Origin of the sequence: Bacillus sp. SKDU12 (assembly GCF_010093085.1) — a bacterium.
GTDB lineage: Bacteria > Bacillota > Bacilli > Bacillales > Bacillaceae > Bacillus > Bacillus mexicanus.
The window spans coordinates 22,820-40,420 of sequence record NZ_MSRC01000011.1 but is presented as its reverse complement, the minus strand read 5'-3'; the positions used below and the strand labels follow the sequence as shown (position 1 = coordinate 40,420).

General features: G+C 42.3%; 14 protein-coding genes. 8 read left to right on the top strand and 6 right to left on the bottom strand.

Annotation, left to right across the window (positions count from 1 at the left end; genetic code table 11):
* Positions 1 to 116 precede the first annotated feature (116 nt).
* From putB to BTW01_RS11070, 7 genes are all read left to right on the top strand, one after another.
* Positions 117 to 1,028: a proline dehydrogenase PutB gene (putB, locus tag BTW01_RS11100; RefSeq protein WP_162103163.1), complete on the top strand. Its 912-nt coding sequence runs from the start codon at positions 117 to 119 to the stop codon at positions 1,026 to 1,028.
* A 16-nt stretch (positions 1,029 to 1,044) separates the two neighbouring features.
* Positions 1,045 to 2,592 (top strand): L-glutamate gamma-semialdehyde dehydrogenase, encoded by a 1,548-nt coding sequence (gene pruA, locus BTW01_RS11095; protein ID WP_162103042.1) that lies wholly within the window; start codon positions 1,045 to 1,047, stop codon positions 2,590 to 2,592.
* A gap of 91 nt (positions 2,593 to 2,683) precedes the next feature.
* A complete protein-coding gene (gene putP, locus BTW01_RS11090; protein ID WP_162103162.1) occupies positions 2,684 to 4,138 on the top strand; it encodes a sodium/proline symporter PutP in 1,455 nt (484 codons plus the stop codon).
* A 152-nt stretch (positions 4,139 to 4,290) separates the two neighbouring features.
* A complete protein-coding gene (gene putR / locus BTW01_RS11085; protein WP_162103041.1) occupies positions 4,291 to 5,520 on the top strand; it encodes a proline utilization transcriptional regulator PutR in 1,230 nt (409 codons plus the stop codon).
* Positions 5,521 to 5,718: 198 nt separating this feature from the next.
* Complete coding sequence (locus tag BTW01_RS11080; RefSeq protein WP_162103040.1) at positions 5,719 to 6,105, top strand: lactococcin 972 family bacteriocin; 387 nt, start codon at positions 5,719 to 5,721, stop codon at positions 6,103 to 6,105.
* Positions 6,106 to 6,185: 80 nt separating this feature from the next.
* Positions 6,186 to 8,393, top strand: a complete 2,208-nt coding sequence (locus BTW01_RS11075; protein WP_162103039.1) for a bacteriocin-associated integral membrane family protein — start codon at positions 6,186 to 6,188, stop codon at positions 8,391 to 8,393.
* A gap of 4 nt (positions 8,394 to 8,397) precedes the next feature.
* Positions 8,398 to 9,042 (top strand): ABC transporter ATP-binding protein, encoded by a 645-nt coding sequence (locus tag BTW01_RS11070; RefSeq protein ID WP_162103038.1) that lies wholly within the window; start codon positions 8,398 to 8,400, stop codon positions 9,040 to 9,042.
* Positions 9,043 to 9,136: 94 nt separating this feature from the next.
* Here BTW01_RS11070 and BTW01_RS11065 read toward each other — a convergent pair whose 3' ends face one another.
* From BTW01_RS11065 to BTW01_RS11055, 3 genes are all read right to left on the bottom strand, one after another.
* Positions 9,137 to 9,994 carry a TIGR03943 family putative permease subunit gene (locus BTW01_RS11065; protein WP_162103037.1) on the bottom strand — a complete coding sequence of 286 codons (858 nt, stop codon included), beginning with the start codon at positions 9,992 to 9,994 and terminating at the stop codon, positions 9,137 to 9,139.
* Positions 9,995 to 9,998: 4 nt separating this feature from the next.
* Positions 9,999 to 10,883, bottom strand: a complete 885-nt coding sequence (locus BTW01_RS11060) for a permease (protein ID WP_162103161.1) — start codon at positions 10,881 to 10,883, stop codon at positions 9,999 to 10,001.
* Positions 10,884 to 10,949: 66 nt separating this feature from the next.
* Positions 10,950 to 11,804, bottom strand: coding sequence for an alpha/beta fold hydrolase (locus BTW01_RS11055; protein WP_162103036.1), 855 nt, complete (start codon positions 11,802 to 11,804; stop codon positions 10,950 to 10,952).
* A gap of 163 nt (positions 11,805 to 11,967) precedes the next feature.
* Here BTW01_RS11055 and BTW01_RS11050 point away from each other — a divergent pair, with 163 nt between their 5' ends.
* The gene (locus BTW01_RS11050; protein WP_162103035.1) at positions 11,968 to 12,978 is read left to right on the top strand and encodes an NAD(P)/FAD-dependent oxidoreductase; all 1,011 of its coding nucleotides are present in this window, start codon (positions 11,968 to 11,970) and stop codon (positions 12,976 to 12,978) included.
* 30 nt (positions 12,979 to 13,008) lie between these two features.
* Here the strand turns inward: BTW01_RS11050 and cobA are convergent, their stop codons facing one another.
* From cobA to nasD, 3 genes are all read right to left on the bottom strand, one after another.
* Positions 13,009 to 14,460, bottom strand: coding sequence for a uroporphyrinogen-III C-methyltransferase (gene cobA / locus BTW01_RS11045; protein ID WP_162103034.1), 1,452 nt, complete (start codon positions 14,458 to 14,460; stop codon positions 13,009 to 13,011).
* A 282-nt stretch (positions 14,461 to 14,742) separates the two neighbouring features.
* Positions 14,743 to 15,063: a nitrite reductase small subunit NirD gene (nirD, locus tag BTW01_RS11040; RefSeq protein WP_162103033.1), complete on the bottom strand. Its 321-nt coding sequence runs from the start codon at positions 15,061 to 15,063 to the stop codon at positions 14,743 to 14,745.
* A gap of 31 nt (positions 15,064 to 15,094) precedes the next feature.
* Positions 15,095 to 17,512 carry an NADPH-nitrite reductase gene (gene nasD, locus BTW01_RS11035; protein WP_162103032.1) on the bottom strand — a complete coding sequence of 806 codons (2,418 nt, stop codon included), beginning with the start codon at positions 17,510 to 17,512 and terminating at the stop codon, positions 15,095 to 15,097.
* Between the last annotated feature and the right edge of the window lie 89 nt (positions 17,513 to 17,601).

The window sequence follows — 17,601 nt, the reverse complement described above, 5'->3', positions numbered from 1 at the left end:
AACTCACAAAAATTATCAGAATCTTTGTATTTTGAGAATATTGTGAACAGAGGTTTTGTCCATTTACAATAAACTCATACAAATACTTCTTAGATTGCGGGGTGTTGAGGTTGGAAGTGATCACAAGAGACTTTTTCTTATTTTTATCCAAAAGCGGCTTTCTCAATAAAATGGCAAAGAACTGGGGAAGCCGGGTGGCAGCGGGTAAAATTATCGGCGGGAATGACTTTACCAGTTCAATCCCGACCATTCGACAGCTTAACAGCCAAGGCTTGTCAGTTACTGTCGATCATTTAGGCGAGTTTGTAAACAGTGCCGAGGTCGCACGGGAGCGTACGGAAGAGTGCATCCAAACTATCGCTGCCATAGCTGATCAGCAGTTGAATTCACACGTTTCTCTAAAGATGACGTCTTTAGGTCTGGATATAGATTTGGATCTAGTATATGAAAACATGACGAAAATCCTCCAGACGGCTGATCAGCATAAAATCATGGTTACCATTGACATGGAAGATGAGGTCAGATGCCAGAAAACACTTGATGTTTTCAAAGATTTCAAAAAGAAATACGAGTACGTGAGCACAGTGTTGCAAGCCTATCTGTACCGGACGGAAAGTGACATTGATGATTTGAATTCTTTAAACCCGTTCCTTCGGCTTGTAAAGGGAGCTTATAAAGAATCAGAAAAAGTAGCTTATCCGGAGAAAAGTGATGTCGATGAAAATTATAAAAAAATGATCCGAAAGCAGCTCTTAAACGGTCACTATACAGCGATTGCCACACATGACGATAAAATGATCGGCTTTACAAAGCAGCTTGCCAAGGAAAATGGCATTGCCAATGACAAGTTTGAATTTCAGATGCTGTACGGCATGCGGTCGCAAACCCAGCTCAACCTCGTAAAAGAAGGTTATAACATGAGAGTCTACCTGCCATACGGCGAAGATTGGTACGGCTACTTTATGAGACGCCTTGCAGAACGTCCGTCAAATATTGCATTTGCTTTCAAAGGAATGACAAAGAAGTAAAAAAGGAGAGATTATCATGACAACACCTTACAAACACGAGCCATTCACAAATTTCCAGGATCAAAACAACGTAGAAGCGTTTAAAAAAGCGCTTGCAACAGTAAGCGAATATTTAGGAAAAGACTATCCGTTAGTTATTAACGGAGAGAAAGTAGAAACAGAAGCAAAAATCGTTTCGATCAATCCGGCTGATAAAGAAGAGGTCGTCGGCAGAGTGTCAAAAGCTTCTCAAAAGCATGCTGAGCAAGCGATTGAAGCGGCGGCGACAGCGTTTGAAGAGTGGAGATACACGTCTCCGGAAGAAAGAGCGGCTGTCCTGTTCCGTGCTGCTGCAAAAGTACGCAAAAGAAAACATGAATTCTCCGCTTTGCTTGTAAAAGAAGCAGGGAAGCCTTGGAACGAAGCGGATGCTGATACAGCTGAAGCGATTGACTTCATGGAGTATTATGCGCGTCAAATGATCGAACTGGCAAAAGGCAAGCCGGTCAACAGCCGTGAAGGTGAGAAAAACCAATATGTGTACACGCCGACTGGCGTAACAGTTGTTATTCCGCCTTGGAACTTCTTGTTTGCGATCATGGCGGGAACAACAGTGGCGCCGATCGTTACCGGAAACACAGTCGTTCTGAAACCTGCGAGCGCTACGCCTGTCATTGCTGCAAAATTTGTTGAGGTGCTTGAAGAATCCGGATTGCCAAAAGGCGTAGTCAACTTTGTTCCAGGCAGCGGAGCGGAAGTCGGCGACTACCTTGTTGACCATCCGAAAACAAGCCTGATTACATTTACGGGATCAAGAGAAGTGGGGACGAGAATCTTCGAACGTGCGTCGAAAGTTCAGCCGGGCCAGCAGCACTTAAAGCGTGTGATTGCAGAAATGGGCGGAAAAGATACAGTTGTTGTTTGTGAAGATGCCGATGTTGACCTAGCTGCACAATCCATCTTCCAATCTGCGTTCGGCTTTGCGGGACAAAAATGTTCTGCAGGTTCACGTGCAGTTGTCCATGAAAACGTGTATGATCAAGTATTGAAGCGTGTCATCGAAATTACGGAATCAAAAGTTACCGCAAAACCTGACAGTGCGGATGTTTATATGGGACCTGTCATTGACCAAGGTTCTTATGACAAAATCATGAGCTATATTGAGATCGGAAAACAGGAAGGACGCTTAGTAAGCGGCGGCACTGGTGATGATTCGAAAGGATACTTCATCAAACCGACGATCTTTGCTGACCTTGATCCGAAAGCAAGACTCATGCAGGAAGAAATTTTTGGACCTGTCATCGCATTTTCTAAAGTGTCAGACTTTGATGAAGCTTTAGAAGTGGCGAACAATACTGAATATGGTTTGACAGGTGCGGTTATCACAAACAACCGCAAGTACATCGAGCGTGCGAAACAGGAATTCCATGTCGGAAACCTGTACTTCAACCGCAACTGTACAGGTGCTATCGTCGGGTACCATCCGTTTGGCGGCTTCAAAATGTCCGGAACGGATTCAAAAGCGGGCGGGCCGGATTACTTGGCACTCCACATGCAGGCTAAAACAATCAGTGAAATGTTCTAAAACGGGACTAAATGGACATCCTCCCTGCGGGGATGTCCATTTCATCCATAACCTATAAAAAAGAGGAGGAAGTGCCATAGAAAACACACAGCTGATTATTTCGATTTGTATTTATATGGCGGGAATGCTGCTGATCGGCTACTTTGCTTACAAGCGCACATCCAATCTGACGGATTACATGCTTGGAGGACGCTCCTTAGGTCCGGCGGTAACTGCTCTCAGTGCCGGTGCTGCCGATATGAGCGGCTGGCTGTTAATGGGGCTCCCGGGCGCCATGTTTTCAACAGGGCTGAGCGGTATTTGGATTGTGTTCGGACTCTGTCTTGGCGCATGGGCGAACTGGCTTTACGTTGCGCCGCGGCTGCGAACCTACACTGAACAGGCGGGGAATTCCATTACAATTCCCGGATTCCTTGAAAATCGCTTCGGAGATCAAACAAAGCTTCTCAGACTGTTTTCGGGAATTGTGATATTAGTCTTTTTCACATTTTATGTATCGTCCGGAATGGTATCCGGCGGCGTTTTATTCAACAGTATTTTGGGGATGGATTATCACACCGGATTGTGGGTTGTGACGGGGGTTGTTGTGGTATATACCTTGTTTGGCGGCTTTTTGGCTGTCAGCTGGACAGATTTTGTTCAGGGGATTATTATGTTTGCCGCACTCATCCTTGTTCCTATCGTTACATTTTTCCACACGGGCGGGGCAAGTGATACAGTTGCAGAAATCCGCTCTGTTGATCCAGATATGTTTAATATGTTCAAAGGAACAAGCATTCTTGGCATTATTTCTTTGTTTGCCTGGGGATTGGGGTACTTTGGCCAGCCGCATATCATTGTGCGTTTTATGGCGATAACGTCTGTCAAAGAGATCAAAAGAGCGCGCAGAATCGGAATGGGCTGGATGGTGCTGTCTGCAGTCGGTGCTGTGCTGACGGGTTTAGGCGGAATCGCTTATTACCACGAAAATGGCATGACACTGAAGGACCCTGAGACGATTTTTATTCAATTAGGGAACATTTTGTTCCATCCGATTATCACAGGTTTTTTGATTTCAGCTATTTTGGCCGCAATTATGAGTACAATTTCTTCCCAACTGCTTGTGACATCAAGCTCTCTGGTAGAAGATTTGTATAAGTCGATGTTCAGACGCTCAGCATCTGATAAAGAGCTGGTGTTTTTAGGCCGTTTGGCTGTGCTTGTGGTTTCTGTCATCGCATTATGTCTTGCTTGGGAGAAAAACAATACGATCCTTGGATTGGTAAGCTACGCGTGGGCGGGCTTCGGTGCGTCATTTGGACCGGTTGTACTGCTCAGTCTGTTTTGGAAACGAATGACCAAATGGGGGGCACTCGCCGGCATGATTGTGGGAGCAGCAACTGTAATCATTTGGGCGAATGCCGGTCTTTCGGACTTTCTGTATGAAATGATACCTGGTTTTGCTGCGAGTCTATTATCTGTCTTTATCGTCAGTGTATTGACGCAGGCTCCGTCACAAGCTGTCGCAGACCAGTTTAAAGAATACCAAGATACAATGTCGCAATAAGGGTCAAAAGGAGGAGGAAGGGGCTGTCCCTTTTTCCTCTTTTCTCCTTTTAAACGGCCACTTTTTCTTTTTGGAAACAAGCGCATTTTTTTCTATACAAAAAGCCTCTGTATGGATATGATTAAAGTAAAAAAAGTATAGGAGAAAAAAGTATGGAAGAGCTTTTAGAGAGAGTTTTTTCATTTTCAGATGTTGATAAGCTGATTGATTTTATTAGTTATGAATTGCAAAAACCAGTCATACTGGAAAGTGTAGATTTCTTTTTGTTAGCTTATAATTCTTACTATATTAATCATTTTGATTCTGCCAACCAGCAGACTATTTTTTCGAAAAAATGTCCGGTTCAGATTTTTGAGAGGTTTCTGAAGGACGGCATCATTGAAAAACTGAAAACAGAACCTGAGCCTTTTCGCGTCAATAAAATGGAAAGCATCGGCCTAAATCAGAGGGTCGTCGTGAGTGCGAAGCATAAAGGGGAAGTCATGGGCTATATCTGGGTTCAGGAGCTGGACCAAAATCTGACGGAAGAAGAACTTGATTTTTTGTATGAGACTTCTTTCCATGTCGGGAAAATCATTTATAAAACGAATAAGCTGAAACAGGAAAAAGAAGAAAAAGCTGAAGATCTCATCAAACGGGCGATCTATCAGCAATTTACCACTGAGAAGGAACTCAGGCGGGAAGCCGAAAGGATCAACACCGTGCTGCCTTCCATGTTTTCGGTTGTCATCCTGCATGCCGCGAACGGGGATGGGGAAGCGGTAGAGGATTTAAAGGAAAATATCAGGTCGTACTTGAATTTACGAGATAAAGTCAGTCATGTCTTAACGATCGAATCAAATATTGTCATCGTCGTAGCGAGTTTTTCCCAAAAAAGCTCCGTCTCCTCGGCAGCTTCTGAATTTATTAACAAGCTGTTAACACATTTTCACTTTCAAAAAATTCCTACCCCTATATATATCGGTATCGGAAACGAATATGATCATCTTTTAAAACTTGGAAAGAGCTACATAGAAGCACTTGAAGTCATCAAAGCCGCAGAAATCACCGGAAATCAGGAAAACATTCCATATGAATATGCCAAACTCGGCATTTACCGCTATTTAGAAAGCATTGAGCAGAAAAACGAATTTTTGGAATACGAAAATAAGGATTTATCTTTATTAAAAGCGAAGGACCAAGAAAGCAGCACCGAGCTGCTTAAAACTCTGGAAATCTATCTCCTCAACAACTGCAAAACAAAACCAGCAGCAGAACAGCTGTTTATTCACCAAAACACACTAAATTACCGCATTAAACAGATTACTGAAATGACATCGATCAATTTAAGTGATTTCAGAACGCGATGTCAGCTCTATCTTGATTTGATGCTGATGAAATAAAACAGATTGTTTAAGAGAGTTCTTCTACCAGTTTGTTAATAGAATATATCTAGAGTACTTTTTCTTACAATCCATTTATAGGAAAAATTGTTAATTTAATATATATCCCTTATATGGGATAATAAGGATGTTATTGAACGGGTGAGCGCGCTGTCATTCAATCTCCATTAAAATTAAAAAAGAAGGAGTGGATCAGTTATGGTGAAAAAAGGTCTCATGAGTGCAGCTTTAATAGCAGCATTAGCATTCTCAACTGGACAAGCAGCATCAGCAGCAGGTGCAGAAACAAGTGGCGAGGTTGATTTAACTAATACCCCTCTGAAAAACTCTGAAGTAACTCCATTTGAAAATGAAAATGTTGGCGGAGGAAACTGGGATTATGGTACAGCTGGTTACTTTGATTGGGGAATTAAAAAGAAAGTTTGGTCAAATTATTATCACAAAGATAAGGCCCATGCTTCATCCTGTGCCCTTGGGACAAGAACTAATTCAAGCGGTAAAATTAAAGCAGGAACAACCTCATACTCCAGTTTGTCAGGCGGAGCAACAGATGCTAAGACAAAGGCCAATTGGAAAACTTACTAATATAAAACTATGATAAGGATATCATCGAAAACTTAGAAAGAGTTTTCGATGATTCTCCTTTTTATAAAGGAGTTTTTTTTGTGAGAAAAATTGTGATTTTATTCCTTGTGATTTCTTCACTGTTCTCCTTTTTGATTTCCTTTAGGGAAACTGCAAATAAACAAATTGAAGAGTTTGAACAGCTAGATAGTTCTGTCGGTAAACCTTTTACAATACCGGATGATCCCTTATTAAATGATCCTAAAGAAATGATAGAACTAATTATTAGTAGTTCAAAAAAATATAAATCAAATATTTTCCGTCCGGCTATTAATTTCTCTACAAACGATAAAGTAGAAATTTCTAAATATGTATTGTTAACTCAACAAACTGACTATTTTAATGGCCTTGAACTCTCAAAAGGGACATTTTTTAGTAAGTTAGACACTCAATCTGAAAATTTATACATAAGTACGGAAAATTCTAAGGATAAAAATCAGATAGGACAATTAAAAATATTTGGTAGCACTTCTAAAATAACAATTAAACCACTAAAAAAGTCTTTTGATTATCTTCCTGTAAACGGTACATATTATGCTGAAACTAAAGGTAAATATTCTTTTGAAGATTTTTTAAATGGATTTGTTAATGAGGTAAATGAAAAATTTGATTCGTCGTTTGAAGTAAGTGACTTTTTACAAAACAGAGAAGTGAATGATGGTTACGCGGAAATGTCTACTTCATCATTACAACAGTATAACTATTTGGTTCTTATTGTAACATTATTTCTTCTTATTTATTATATTGTGAATGAGTCAAAAACAATAGGTGTTTTAAAATTACATGGGTATTCCAATTTAAGAATTTGGCTTCAAATAGTAGGGAAATTATTAATATTAACTTTTTGTTTTTCCTTGTTTTTATCAATCATATGTACAATTTTCTTACCTGGATCGACATTTTCTTTTTTTGTGAATACCGTTATGAAACTATTTATTAATTATTTGATTATAGGGTTGTTGTCAATCATCACTTATTTTTACATAAGGAGGATAAAGGTTAATCAAGCAATAAAGAATAAGAAAGATACAAATAGCATCTTTATCATTAATTCTATTTTAAAAGTAGTCTGTTCTGTCTTAATAATTGTAATAGGTAGTTCCACTTTAAATCAATATAACGAGGTGAAAACAAAACAATCTCATTTAGAAGATTGGAAGGTCAGTAAGGATTATGGTGTTTTTAATCCTTTATATATAGGCCATGATATTGAGGATGTAAATAAGGGAAAGCCGCAACTTACAAATGATATAGACAATATTTATCCCGTTTTAAACAAAATGGGAGCTCTCTTAATAGATACAAGAGAATATGAAGAGGAATTTATTCGATTAAACTCACGCTATAAGGGAATCAGGTCTATCATTGTAAATGATAATTATTTAAAACAATTTCCTGTATACAATTCGGAAAAACAATCAATATCAATCAATGAGAGAGAAAAAAGATTAATATTACTTGTCCCAGAGAAATATAAACAACAAAGAAAAAAAATAATAAAATTTTTTAGAGAAGATAGAAAAGAATCTGCAATAGCGTATGATGAAGAATTTTTAGGGAGACATGTACCAAAGTATTTAAAAGAACCTGAAATACATATTATTTGGACAGCTAGTGGTCAGAAAATTTTCAGTTTTAACCCAGAAGTTTTTAAAGCTGAGGATAATATAATTATAGATCCTATTATACAAGTTGTTACAGAGAATAATAGCTTGGTAGGTGACAGAAATACAATTTTAGGAAATGGAAGTCGAGATCCGCTTAAAATAAAATTAAATGATAGAGATTCAAAAAAGACAATGAATATATTAGAGCCTTATTTAAAAAAATATCATCTTGATGATAATTTGAAGTACTTGGTCTCTTTAAATCAATATGCTTTGAATGAAATAAAGGAGTTACATAGCGAAATTAGCTCGCTTTTAGCTCTAGCTGTTGTATTAGCTATCGCTTTGGTTCTTCTTATCGTGCAAAATTCTGTAATATACTTCAATAAAAAGCAACAAAAGTTTATAGTCTATAGATTGTTTGGTATTGGTTTTTTTAGAACATTTAAAGATTATATGACCTTGTTTTTCATACTAGGGCTCATTCAATTTATATCTTGTATTGTTGTCAAAAGAGGAATAACTTTAAACCTATTAATTTGTATTGTATTTCTTTTAATTTTAGAATTGGTTACTTCGATAATTGCATTAATTATTATAGAACGAAGAAACAAGATTAAAGTTATGAAAGGAGGTTTCTGATTAATTGGGTTATGTTATGGAATTGCAGAATATAAGAAAAGCTTACGGAGAACATGTTGTATTGGAAAACATCAACATTGTTATAGAAAAAGGGGAAATGGTTGCAATTACAGGAAGCAGTGGTTCCGGAAAAACAACAATACTTAATATTATGGGAATGCTCGAGAAGCAAGATGGTGGTATTGTTAAAATATTTGGAGATGTTGCTCCGAGAATCGGTTCTGGAAAAGCCAATAAATTGTTACGGTCTAGAATATCATATTTGTTTCAAAATTACGCCTTGATTGATAATGCTAGTATCAGTGCGAATTTAGATGTCCCATTAACTTATAAAAAGTTGAAGAGAGAAGAAAAGGAAAAATTGAAGATTGAGGTTCTTGAAAAAGTGGGCTTGCAAAAAGTGTCCTTAAACCAAAAAGTCCATGAACTTTCTGGGGGCGAACAACAGAGATTAGCAATAGCAAGAATTATATTAAAACCATGTGATATTATTCTGGCAGATGAACCGACAGGATCTTTAGATGTAAATAATCGTAATGAAATTATCACTCTGTTAAAAGAATTGAATCAGATGAATAAAACAATAATAATAGTAACTCATGATCCTTATGTGTCAAATCAATGCAGTCGAGTGATCAAACTTAACTGACCAAAGAAATTGAATTAATATTTAGAGAGATAAAGTAATATAAAAAATGTAAATAGATTTGAGGAACCGATATAGTTTGGTTCCTCAAATCTTTTCAAAATCCCCTGTAAACGTACGGGTCATCAGGCTTTTTAATGGTTTTCCAGTCAGTCACTTTCACGACAGGGAGCGTTGACTTGAAAGGCTGGTAATATTCTGAGGCGAGAGTGCCCTTAATCTGAACCCACTCATCGTCCTTGATGTTCATGTCTTTCGGAAACTCCACAAGCATCCCGTATACGCCGGAATCAGCGATACAGTGAATGATGCCAAACCTCAACACGAAGAGCTGATTTTTGTTAATCGCGTTTCCTTTGTACGCAAATCCATGAAACTCAATCGTCCGGCCTAGAAATTCACCTGGATAGTTATAGATGGTTTCCATTCCTTTTAGGAAATCATCATCGGTCAGAGAAATCTCTTTCTTGCTGGAATACTTATTAAACAGCTGTTTCATCTGTTTGTCATAGCTGTCTTGCGCGTAATAAAGGCTCGCATCAGGCCGCAAATACTGTGTCTGGGAGTAATGGTCTCCGCTTTCCATCGCCTTAAACGAGAACCCTTTTGTTTTGACTATAGATGAGTCAAGCGTCGCAATCGGGAAGAAGATTCCCGACACCAAAGGAAAAAGAAAAACAATATAAATCAAATAACGTTGATAAAATGGCTTGTTTTGTTCATGGTCATGTTCGTGATCATGGCCGCATCCGCAATCATGATCATCGTGATGCCGGCCTTTATCAGGCGATTTGATAAATACATAGGCTTGAACGGCTGTCAGAATGGCCAGCAGGAAGATCGCAATAAAAGAAAGATAGGAATATTTCATATTAATATACTTTGTAAGGTTTCCTGAGGCATGGAGATGATAAAAGAAAAACGTAAATCCCATCAGCACAAATAGTCGAAACATTGAATCACCCCTTTACCAGTAGTGATCCCGCTAAGACGAGCACGACAATGTACGTAATCAGCAGGAAAACAAATCGTTTTTTGAAGGCCGCAAGCATCATCAATAGATTCTTAATATCCACCATCGCACCAAACACTAGAAAGGCGATTAACGATCCTAATGAAAATGTGCTGCTGAAGGAAGACGCGATGAACGCATCAACTTCTGAACAAAGCGACAAGACAAACGCCAGCCCCATCATCACAAGGGAAGAGGATACATCATTCTGTCCGATCGCAAGCAGAGTGGATGTTTTGACATACGTCTGCATAGCGGCTGCGATAAAGGCACCGATAATTAAATATTTCCCGACTGAGAAAAATTCATCAATGGCATGACGCAAGGTCCCACCCAGTTTTTGTAGCAGGGTGTGTTGATGATGACGGTGATGCCCGGGTTCCTGAAGCTTTAAAAGCTGGTTATCCTTAAATTGATAGGATAAGATGATCCCAATGATCACCGAAATGGATAGCGCCAGTCCGCCCCGATAAAAGACCACGCTCCATCTATTCCCGAACGCAATAAAAGTAGAAAATAAGACGATAGGATTGATGATCGGCGCGGTCAGCATGAAAGCAACGCCCGCATGCAGTGGAACCCCCTTTAACAGAAGCCGCCTCGTAATCGGGATAATGCCGCACTCGCAGGCGGGAAATAATACGCCGGCTAGCGCCCCGAATAAAACGGCAAGAAAGCGGTTCTTTGGCATGATTCTTGCAATCATTTCTTCAGAAACAAACATTTGAATGATTCCCGAAAGGATGACGCCGATCAGAATAAACGGAATGGCTTCTATTAAAATGCTGATAAAAATAGAATTCAGCTGAAGAAAAGATGATTGTGCTGTCACAATAAAACCTCCGCTCATATTAAACTGCCTCTTATCATACCAGAAAAAAGGCACTGCTTGTTTCACTTAGGGTTCTAAAAATTCGAATAGGCTTCTATCTGTTTCAGCTCTTTCTATCCCGAGCCAGATGAGGTGCCCCCATGAGTGAAGCAAACAGAGAGTAGCGTCAGGGATGTGTCTTTTTGCATAATGTGCATGTGACTTGTCGACTAGTCCATCATAAACACTATGCATGACCAGTACGGGGCATGAGATGGCCTGCAGCTCTGTTGAAGAGATAGCGGCGGTTTGTGATAGGTCAAGCAGAAATCCTTCACCTGAGCGCTGCCGGCTGTTCATTTTCCGAAATGCTTCTGTGTCTTTTTCATCCATCAGAGACTTGATTCGCTGAAACGCAAGTGTGCTGAATTGCGGACTCATGACTTGAAATATTAACCGGGGGAAGGTGTTGTTCAAAGAAGAAATCAGCTTCCATACCCACTTTTCCATCGGCGGGCGAAAGAGCATTCTCCCTATTTGACATTTAATGTCTTTTGAGGTGAGCCATTCTTTTGTGATAGCGGATTGCAGGATTAAAGTGTTGACCCTTTCAGGATAATGGGAGGCAAAACATATGCCGCTCGGCCCTCCTGCGGAGATGGCGATTACATGGACGCTGTCGATTTGTAAGTGATCTAATAGTTTTACATAGAAACGGCAGGCGTCGGCAAGGCTTTTCCCAATCTCTGTTGACGTTTGGCCATAGCCGGGCCTTGATGGGGTGATGATACAATACCCTTGTTCAACCAGCGCCGTGTACCCGAATTCCTCGTAACAATTTGAATGCCCGCCATGCATGACAAGAATGGGGGCTCCCTCGCCAGTAACAGAATATTCTAGTGTATACCCTTCGAAAGTGATCATTTCGACTCGTCTTTTCATCTGTTCCTCCGATTTGTTTTTTGCCTATTATAGGGTTTTCAACCCTTTATCACAAGGAGAAGAAATGAATAAACAATGGTACGAGAAATATGATATACTTTTTATTGATATTCATTCTCAATTAAAACAGTGTTGATATAGATGAGAACGGGAGGCAAGATGGATGGCTGAGAATCAAGAGGTATATGATGTTACGATTATAGGCGGGGGGCCGATCGGGCTGTTTACGGCTTTTTACTGCGGGATGCGGGAGCTGAAAACGAAAGTAATCGAATTTTTGCCGCGGGTCGGTGGGAAGGTGTCTTTGTTCTTTCCAGAGAAAATCATTCGTGATATCGGCGGGATACCGGGAATCGCGGGAAAGCAGCTGATTGAGCAGCTGAAGGAGCAGGCGGCGACGTTTGAGCCTGACATTATACTGAATCAGCGCGTGACCGGGTTTGATCGTTTGGAGGACGGCACCATTTTGCTGACAGGTTCTGAAGGTGAAAAGCATTATACACGAACTGTGATTTTGGCTTGCGGTATGGGAACGCTTGAAGTCAAGGAATTTGACAGTGAAGATGCCGCCCGGTATGCGGGCAAAAACCTTCATTATGGAGTGGAGAAGCTTGATGCGTTTAAAGGGAAGCGGGTGGTGATATCAGGCGGCGGTGATACTGCGGTCGATTGGGCAAATGAGCTGGAACCGATTGCGGCGTCTGTGACTGTCATTCACCGGCGTGAGGAATTCGGCGGAATGGAAAGCAGTGTGACGAAAATGAAGCAATCATCGGTGCGAGTGCTTACTCCTTATCGGCTGGAACAGCTTAACGGGGAAGAGGAGCGCATCCAAAGCGTGACAATTTGCCATACTGAATCTGGTCAAAGTGAAGACATAGAGATTGATGAGCTGATCGTTAATCATGGCTTCAAGATTGATCTCGGGTCAATGAAGGAGTGGGGGCTTGAGATTGAAGAAGGCAGGGTAAAAGCTGACAGGCATATGCGGACGAATCTTCCGGGTGTGTTTGTGGCGGGTGACGCAGCTTCTTATGAAAGCAAGCTGAGATTGATTGCCGGCGGCTTTACAGAAGGCCCGACAGCGGTCAACAGTGCAAAGGCTTATCTGAACCCTAAGGCCGAGAATATGGCGATGTATTCTACCCATCACAAAAAATTGGCTCATAAATAAAACAGCCCTAGATAAAAGGGCTGTTTACCATCAGCTGTGAATAAGCTTTTTTTCTGTTTGTTGTTTCTGAATGAAAGCAAATAATTCATCCTGCTTTTGGACCGCTGTGAATCCATAGGCGCTGGCAGCTTTGTCATCATCTTTGCAGAAGATAGGAGGCCGGCTTGCTGACGGTTCCGGTGAAATGCCGATTTGTTCGCCGGCGCTGATCAATTGCTGAACGGCCGGCTTGTTTGGGCAAATGACCATGTGCAGCGGAGATTCACTGATGGTTCGCTGAATCATATGGGTGAACCGGCCATCTATGACATGTTCATGGGTGATATAAAACGAAGAGGACTCATGCATCTGCATGTTTTCCACTGAATGGCGGCTTCCGACAACAAGGCGTTTTCCTGAATCAGGCTGCATAGGGGAGACGAGAAACCCCCGGTTTTTAAGCTCTGTCTCTGCATGTTCAGATGCCGCGCTCAATCGGGCTGTCAGTTGGCGGATGTCGATTTTCTTGGAAGTGAGCGCTTGAAAAAATTCACAAACCGCACGGCGCGATGTGAAAACCATCTCTTCAAAGGTGCCGACCTCTCGAAGAATCTTTTCATTGACAGGCATGCTCTCCGTCCGCCATTTCGGCCATTCGATGACATCGGCGCCAGAAGCGCGCAGCTTGTCTGCGAGCGGATCTTCATCATCGCCATGAGTAACAACCATCATGTGACGGCCGATGAGCGGTTTGCTTTCAAACCAGCTGTGTGTTTGGAAGTTAACGATATCTCCGATGACGATAATCGCAGGGTTTGTGATCTGGTGCTCCTGAACCTTTTGCTGAATATTCTCAAGCGATCCTTTCACACTCCGCTGACGGCCCCACGTTCCCCATTGGACCACAATGACAGGAACAGAAGAAGATTTACCGTGCGCGATAAGCTGCTGGCAAATATAAGGCAAATTCTTGACGCCCATGTAGAAGACAAGGGTTTGAACGCTTCGGGCAAGCCCCTCCCAGTCAAGATTCGGCGTGCCTTTTAATGATTGATCATGGGCTGTAATCATGGCGAAAGACGAAGCGAAATCCCGATGTGTGACGGGGATGCCCGCATAGAGAGGCGCTGCAATGCCAGATGTGATGCCAGGAACCATTTCATAGCGGATGCCTTGCTCATGAAGGGCAGCCGCTTCTTCACCGACTCTGCCGAACACACTCGGGTCTCCGCCTTTTAAACGGACGACGGTTAAACCCTTTAAGGCTTTTTCAACCAGCAGGGCGTTGATTTCTCTTTGCTTCATAAAATGGCGGTCTGGCAGTTTTCCGCAATAAATAAACTGGCAGTGCGATGATGCGTATTCGAGCAGCTTCGGGTTTGCGAGCCGGTCATATAAAATCACGTCTGCTTCCTCCAGCGCCTGTTTTCCTTTGATGGTGAGCAGCCCTGGGTCGCCGGGACCGGCTCCCACGAAATAAACGATTCCATTCTTCATGATCATGTCATCCTTCCGTCACTGTAAAAAATGAAGGATCACTTGAAAAGTGATCCACAGCGTATCGACAAACCCCGCATTCTGTGTCAAGCCTGCGGTTTGGAAAGGAATGGCGGCTAATCGCTAAAACGCCGCCATCACATTCTGTGCAAGTCTGCTTCAAGTTCTGCCTTCCTAGACTTCAAGGGTTTTCAATCACGCAAGATGTTGAAATCCTAAAACCATAACCCGTTTTAGGATTTTGCCAACGATCTGAGTGTCACTTAAAAAAGTGATCCGGTCTTTTGTTTAATATATGAGATAAACATGTTCTCCTTCGATCAGCGTTTCGTATGTTTTGACACATCCGTGATCAGGTTCCTGGACTTTTCCATCTTCTAAAGAAATTTTCCAGTCATGCATCGGACAGAAAACATATTCCCCGCTGACGATGCCTTCTGCGAGGACGCCGCCCTTGTGCGGACAGCGGTTTTCGATGGCGCGGATACTTCCGTTTGAAAGCTTGAAGACCGCAAGTTCCTTATCTTCAATATACACTGTTTTTCCCAATTGTTCAGGCAATTCTTCAATTTTTCCGATCCATACTTTTGTTGCGTCTTTGTTTACCATATCCGTTCCTCCTTAATGTTTGTTTTTGTCATTATGATGTGGTCACGACATTTTCAAATAAGTCTTTAGAGGTTTGTTTGTTTTCCAGGAAGTTCTTCCATGGATCTTTATGGACAGAAAGTGTTTCGTTCATTCTGTCGTTGAGTTCCTGCCGTTTTTCAGGATCGTTTAATACAGATTGGACATGGGGTAAACCGACGCGCTCAAGCCATGCGGATGTACGCTCCAGATACTTTGCGGTTTCTCGGTAATACTGCAGGTAAGCGCCTGCGTACTCTAAGACTTCCTCATTTGTTTTTACCTTCATCAGCAAATCGCCGGCGCGTAAATGTGTTCCGCCGTTTCCGCCGACATAAAGCTCCCAGCCTCCGTCAATGCCGACAACGCCAAGGTCTTTAATACCGGATTCGGCACAGTTCCGCGGGCAGGCAGATACGGCCATTTTGACTTTGTGCGGTGTGTTAAGCCCTTCGAATTTTTTCTCAAGCTCAATGCCAAGCGCCATGGAGTCCTGCGTGCCGAAGCGGCAGAATTGCTCGCCTACACATGTTTTTACTGTCCGCAGTGTCTTTCCGTACGCATAGCCTGATGGCATATCAAGATCTTTCCATACTTTCGGAAGGTCTTCTTTTTTCACGCCGATGAGATCAATCCGCTGGCCGCCGGTCATTTTGACAAGCGGAATTTCATATTTGTCGACGACATCTGCGATTTTGCGTAAATCTGTGGAGTTGGTCACACCGCCATACATCCGGGGAACGACTGAGTATGTGCCGTCTTTTTGAATATTGGCGTGCATTCGTTCATTCACAAAGCGGGATGTCCGTTCATCCTCGTATTTGGTTGGATTGATCATGCCTAGGTAGTAGTTCAGAGCCGGTCGGCATTTGGAACAGCCTTCTGGCGTTTTCCAGCCGAGCACGTTCATGATTTCTCTTGTATGCGACAGCCCTTTGGCTTTGATTTCTTCTACGAGTTCATCTCTCGACAATGTGGTGCAGCCGCAAATCGCTTCTTTTTGCGCTGTCGCGTCAAAGTCTGATCCGAGCGTATGCTGGAGGATTTCTTCTACGAGCGGCTTACAGCCTCCGCATGAGCGGGATGCACCGGTGCATGCTTTGATCTCGTCTGTTGACGAGCATCCTTTTTCCTGTATGGCTGTAATGATGTCGCCTTTTGAGACACCATTACAGCCGCAGATGATTTCATCGTCGCTCATTGCAGCGGTCATGCTTGTGCCTGCTTCTTGGTTGAGCGGCTGTAAGACTGATATTTTTGAGGTGTCAGTGATATCGGCTTCTTTTTGAATCATAGAAAACAGGCGATTGCCTTCGCTGCTGTCGCCGAATAAAACAGCACCGACAATTTGATTGCCTCTCAAGACGATTTTTTTATAGATGCCGTCCTGCTCATCGAAGACCTTGAGGGCTTTTTTGTCCTCTGATTCATTAAAGTCACCGGCAGAGAAGACTTCAACGCCTGATACCTTTAACTGAGTAGAGAGGACGGAGCCTTCATACGGTTTGGTTTCAATGCCGCACAGATGCTTCGCCAGCACTTTTGCCTGTTCATAGAGCGGAGCCACGAGCCCGTATGCGATTCCCCGATGCTCAGCGCATTCGCCGACCGCATAAATGTGCGGAATTTCAGTTTGCATATAGTCGTTGACAATGATTCCGCGGTTGACCGGAATGCCGCTTTTTGTGCCAAGCTGTGTATTTGGGCGGATGCCGACAGCCATGACGACTAAATCCGCTTCAATGCTTGTGCCGTCTTTGAAGCGGAGGCCTTCGACACGGTTATCACCGACAATTTCTTCGGTTTGCTTTTCAAGTAAAAAGGTCATTCCTTGTTTTTCTAATTCGTTTTGCAGCAGACGTCCCGCCGTTGGGTCAAGCTGTCGTTCCATTAAGTATGGAGCGAGGTGGATGACAGATACCTCCATGCCGAGATTCAGCAGTCCGCGAGCGGCTTCCAAACCAAGCAGGCCTCCGCCGATGACGGCTGCTTTCTTATATTGTTTTGACGCGGCGAGCATCGTGTCTGTATCTTTTATGTCCCTGAAAGCTGTGACACCTTGTTTGTCTGCGCCCGGAATCGGAAGGATAAAAGGGACAGAGCCTGTCGCCAGGATCAATTCATCGTATGGCTGGATTCTGTCTGCGGCTGTAATCACCGTTTTGTTTTCTGTATCCACTTTGATGACTGTTTCATTTGTATACAATTGAATATTGTTTTCTTCGTACCAATCCCAATCATTTAACGTAATATGTTTGAGGTCGGTATCGCCTTGAAGCACTTTTGACAAAAGGATTCGGTTGTAGTTGGGATGCGGTTCGGCACCGAAAATTGTGATTTCAAACTCGTCTTTTGCCACATTCAGTATCTCTTCAACGGCCCTTACTCCGGCCATTCCATTTCCAACAAGAACTAGCTGTTTTTTCCCCATCAGATGATCCGCTCCTTATCAATGTTTTTTCCAGCGTAGCATAGCGAAAAGAAATATTTAAGATGCATGTTATAAAATGTAACAAAATA

Excerpts from the sequence above, each read along its gene's own strand:
- putR (WP_162103041.1), top strand. The coding sequence starts at position 4,291 with ATGGAAGAGCTTTTAGAGAGAGTTTTTTCATTTTCAGATGTTGATAAG.
- nasD (WP_162103032.1), bottom strand. The coding sequence starts at position 17,512 with ATGGGGAAAAAACAGCTAGTTCTTGTTGGAAATGGAATGGCCGGAGTA.
- nirD (WP_162103033.1), bottom strand. The coding sequence starts at position 15,063 with ATGGTAAACAAAGACGCAACAAAAGTATGGATCGGAAAAATTGAAGAA.
- cobA (WP_162103034.1), bottom strand. The coding sequence starts at position 14,460 with ATGATCATGAAGAATGGAATCGTTTATTTCGTGGGAGCCGGTCCCGGC.
- BTW01_RS11055 (WP_162103036.1), bottom strand. The coding sequence starts at position 11,804 with ATGAAAAGACGAGTCGAAATGATCACTTTCGAAGGGTATACACTAGAA.
- BTW01_RS11080 (WP_162103040.1), top strand. The coding sequence starts at position 5,719 with ATGGTGAAAAAAGGTCTCATGAGTGCAGCTTTAATAGCAGCATTAGCA.
- BTW01_RS11065 (WP_162103037.1), bottom strand. The coding sequence starts at position 9,994 with ATGTTTCGACTATTTGTGCTGATGGGATTTACGTTTTTCTTTTATCAT.
- pruA (WP_162103042.1), top strand. The coding sequence starts at position 1,045 with ATGACAACACCTTACAAACACGAGCCATTCACAAATTTCCAGGATCAA.
- BTW01_RS11050 (WP_162103035.1), top strand. The coding sequence starts at position 11,968 with ATGGCTGAGAATCAAGAGGTATATGATGTTACGATTATAGGCGGGGGG.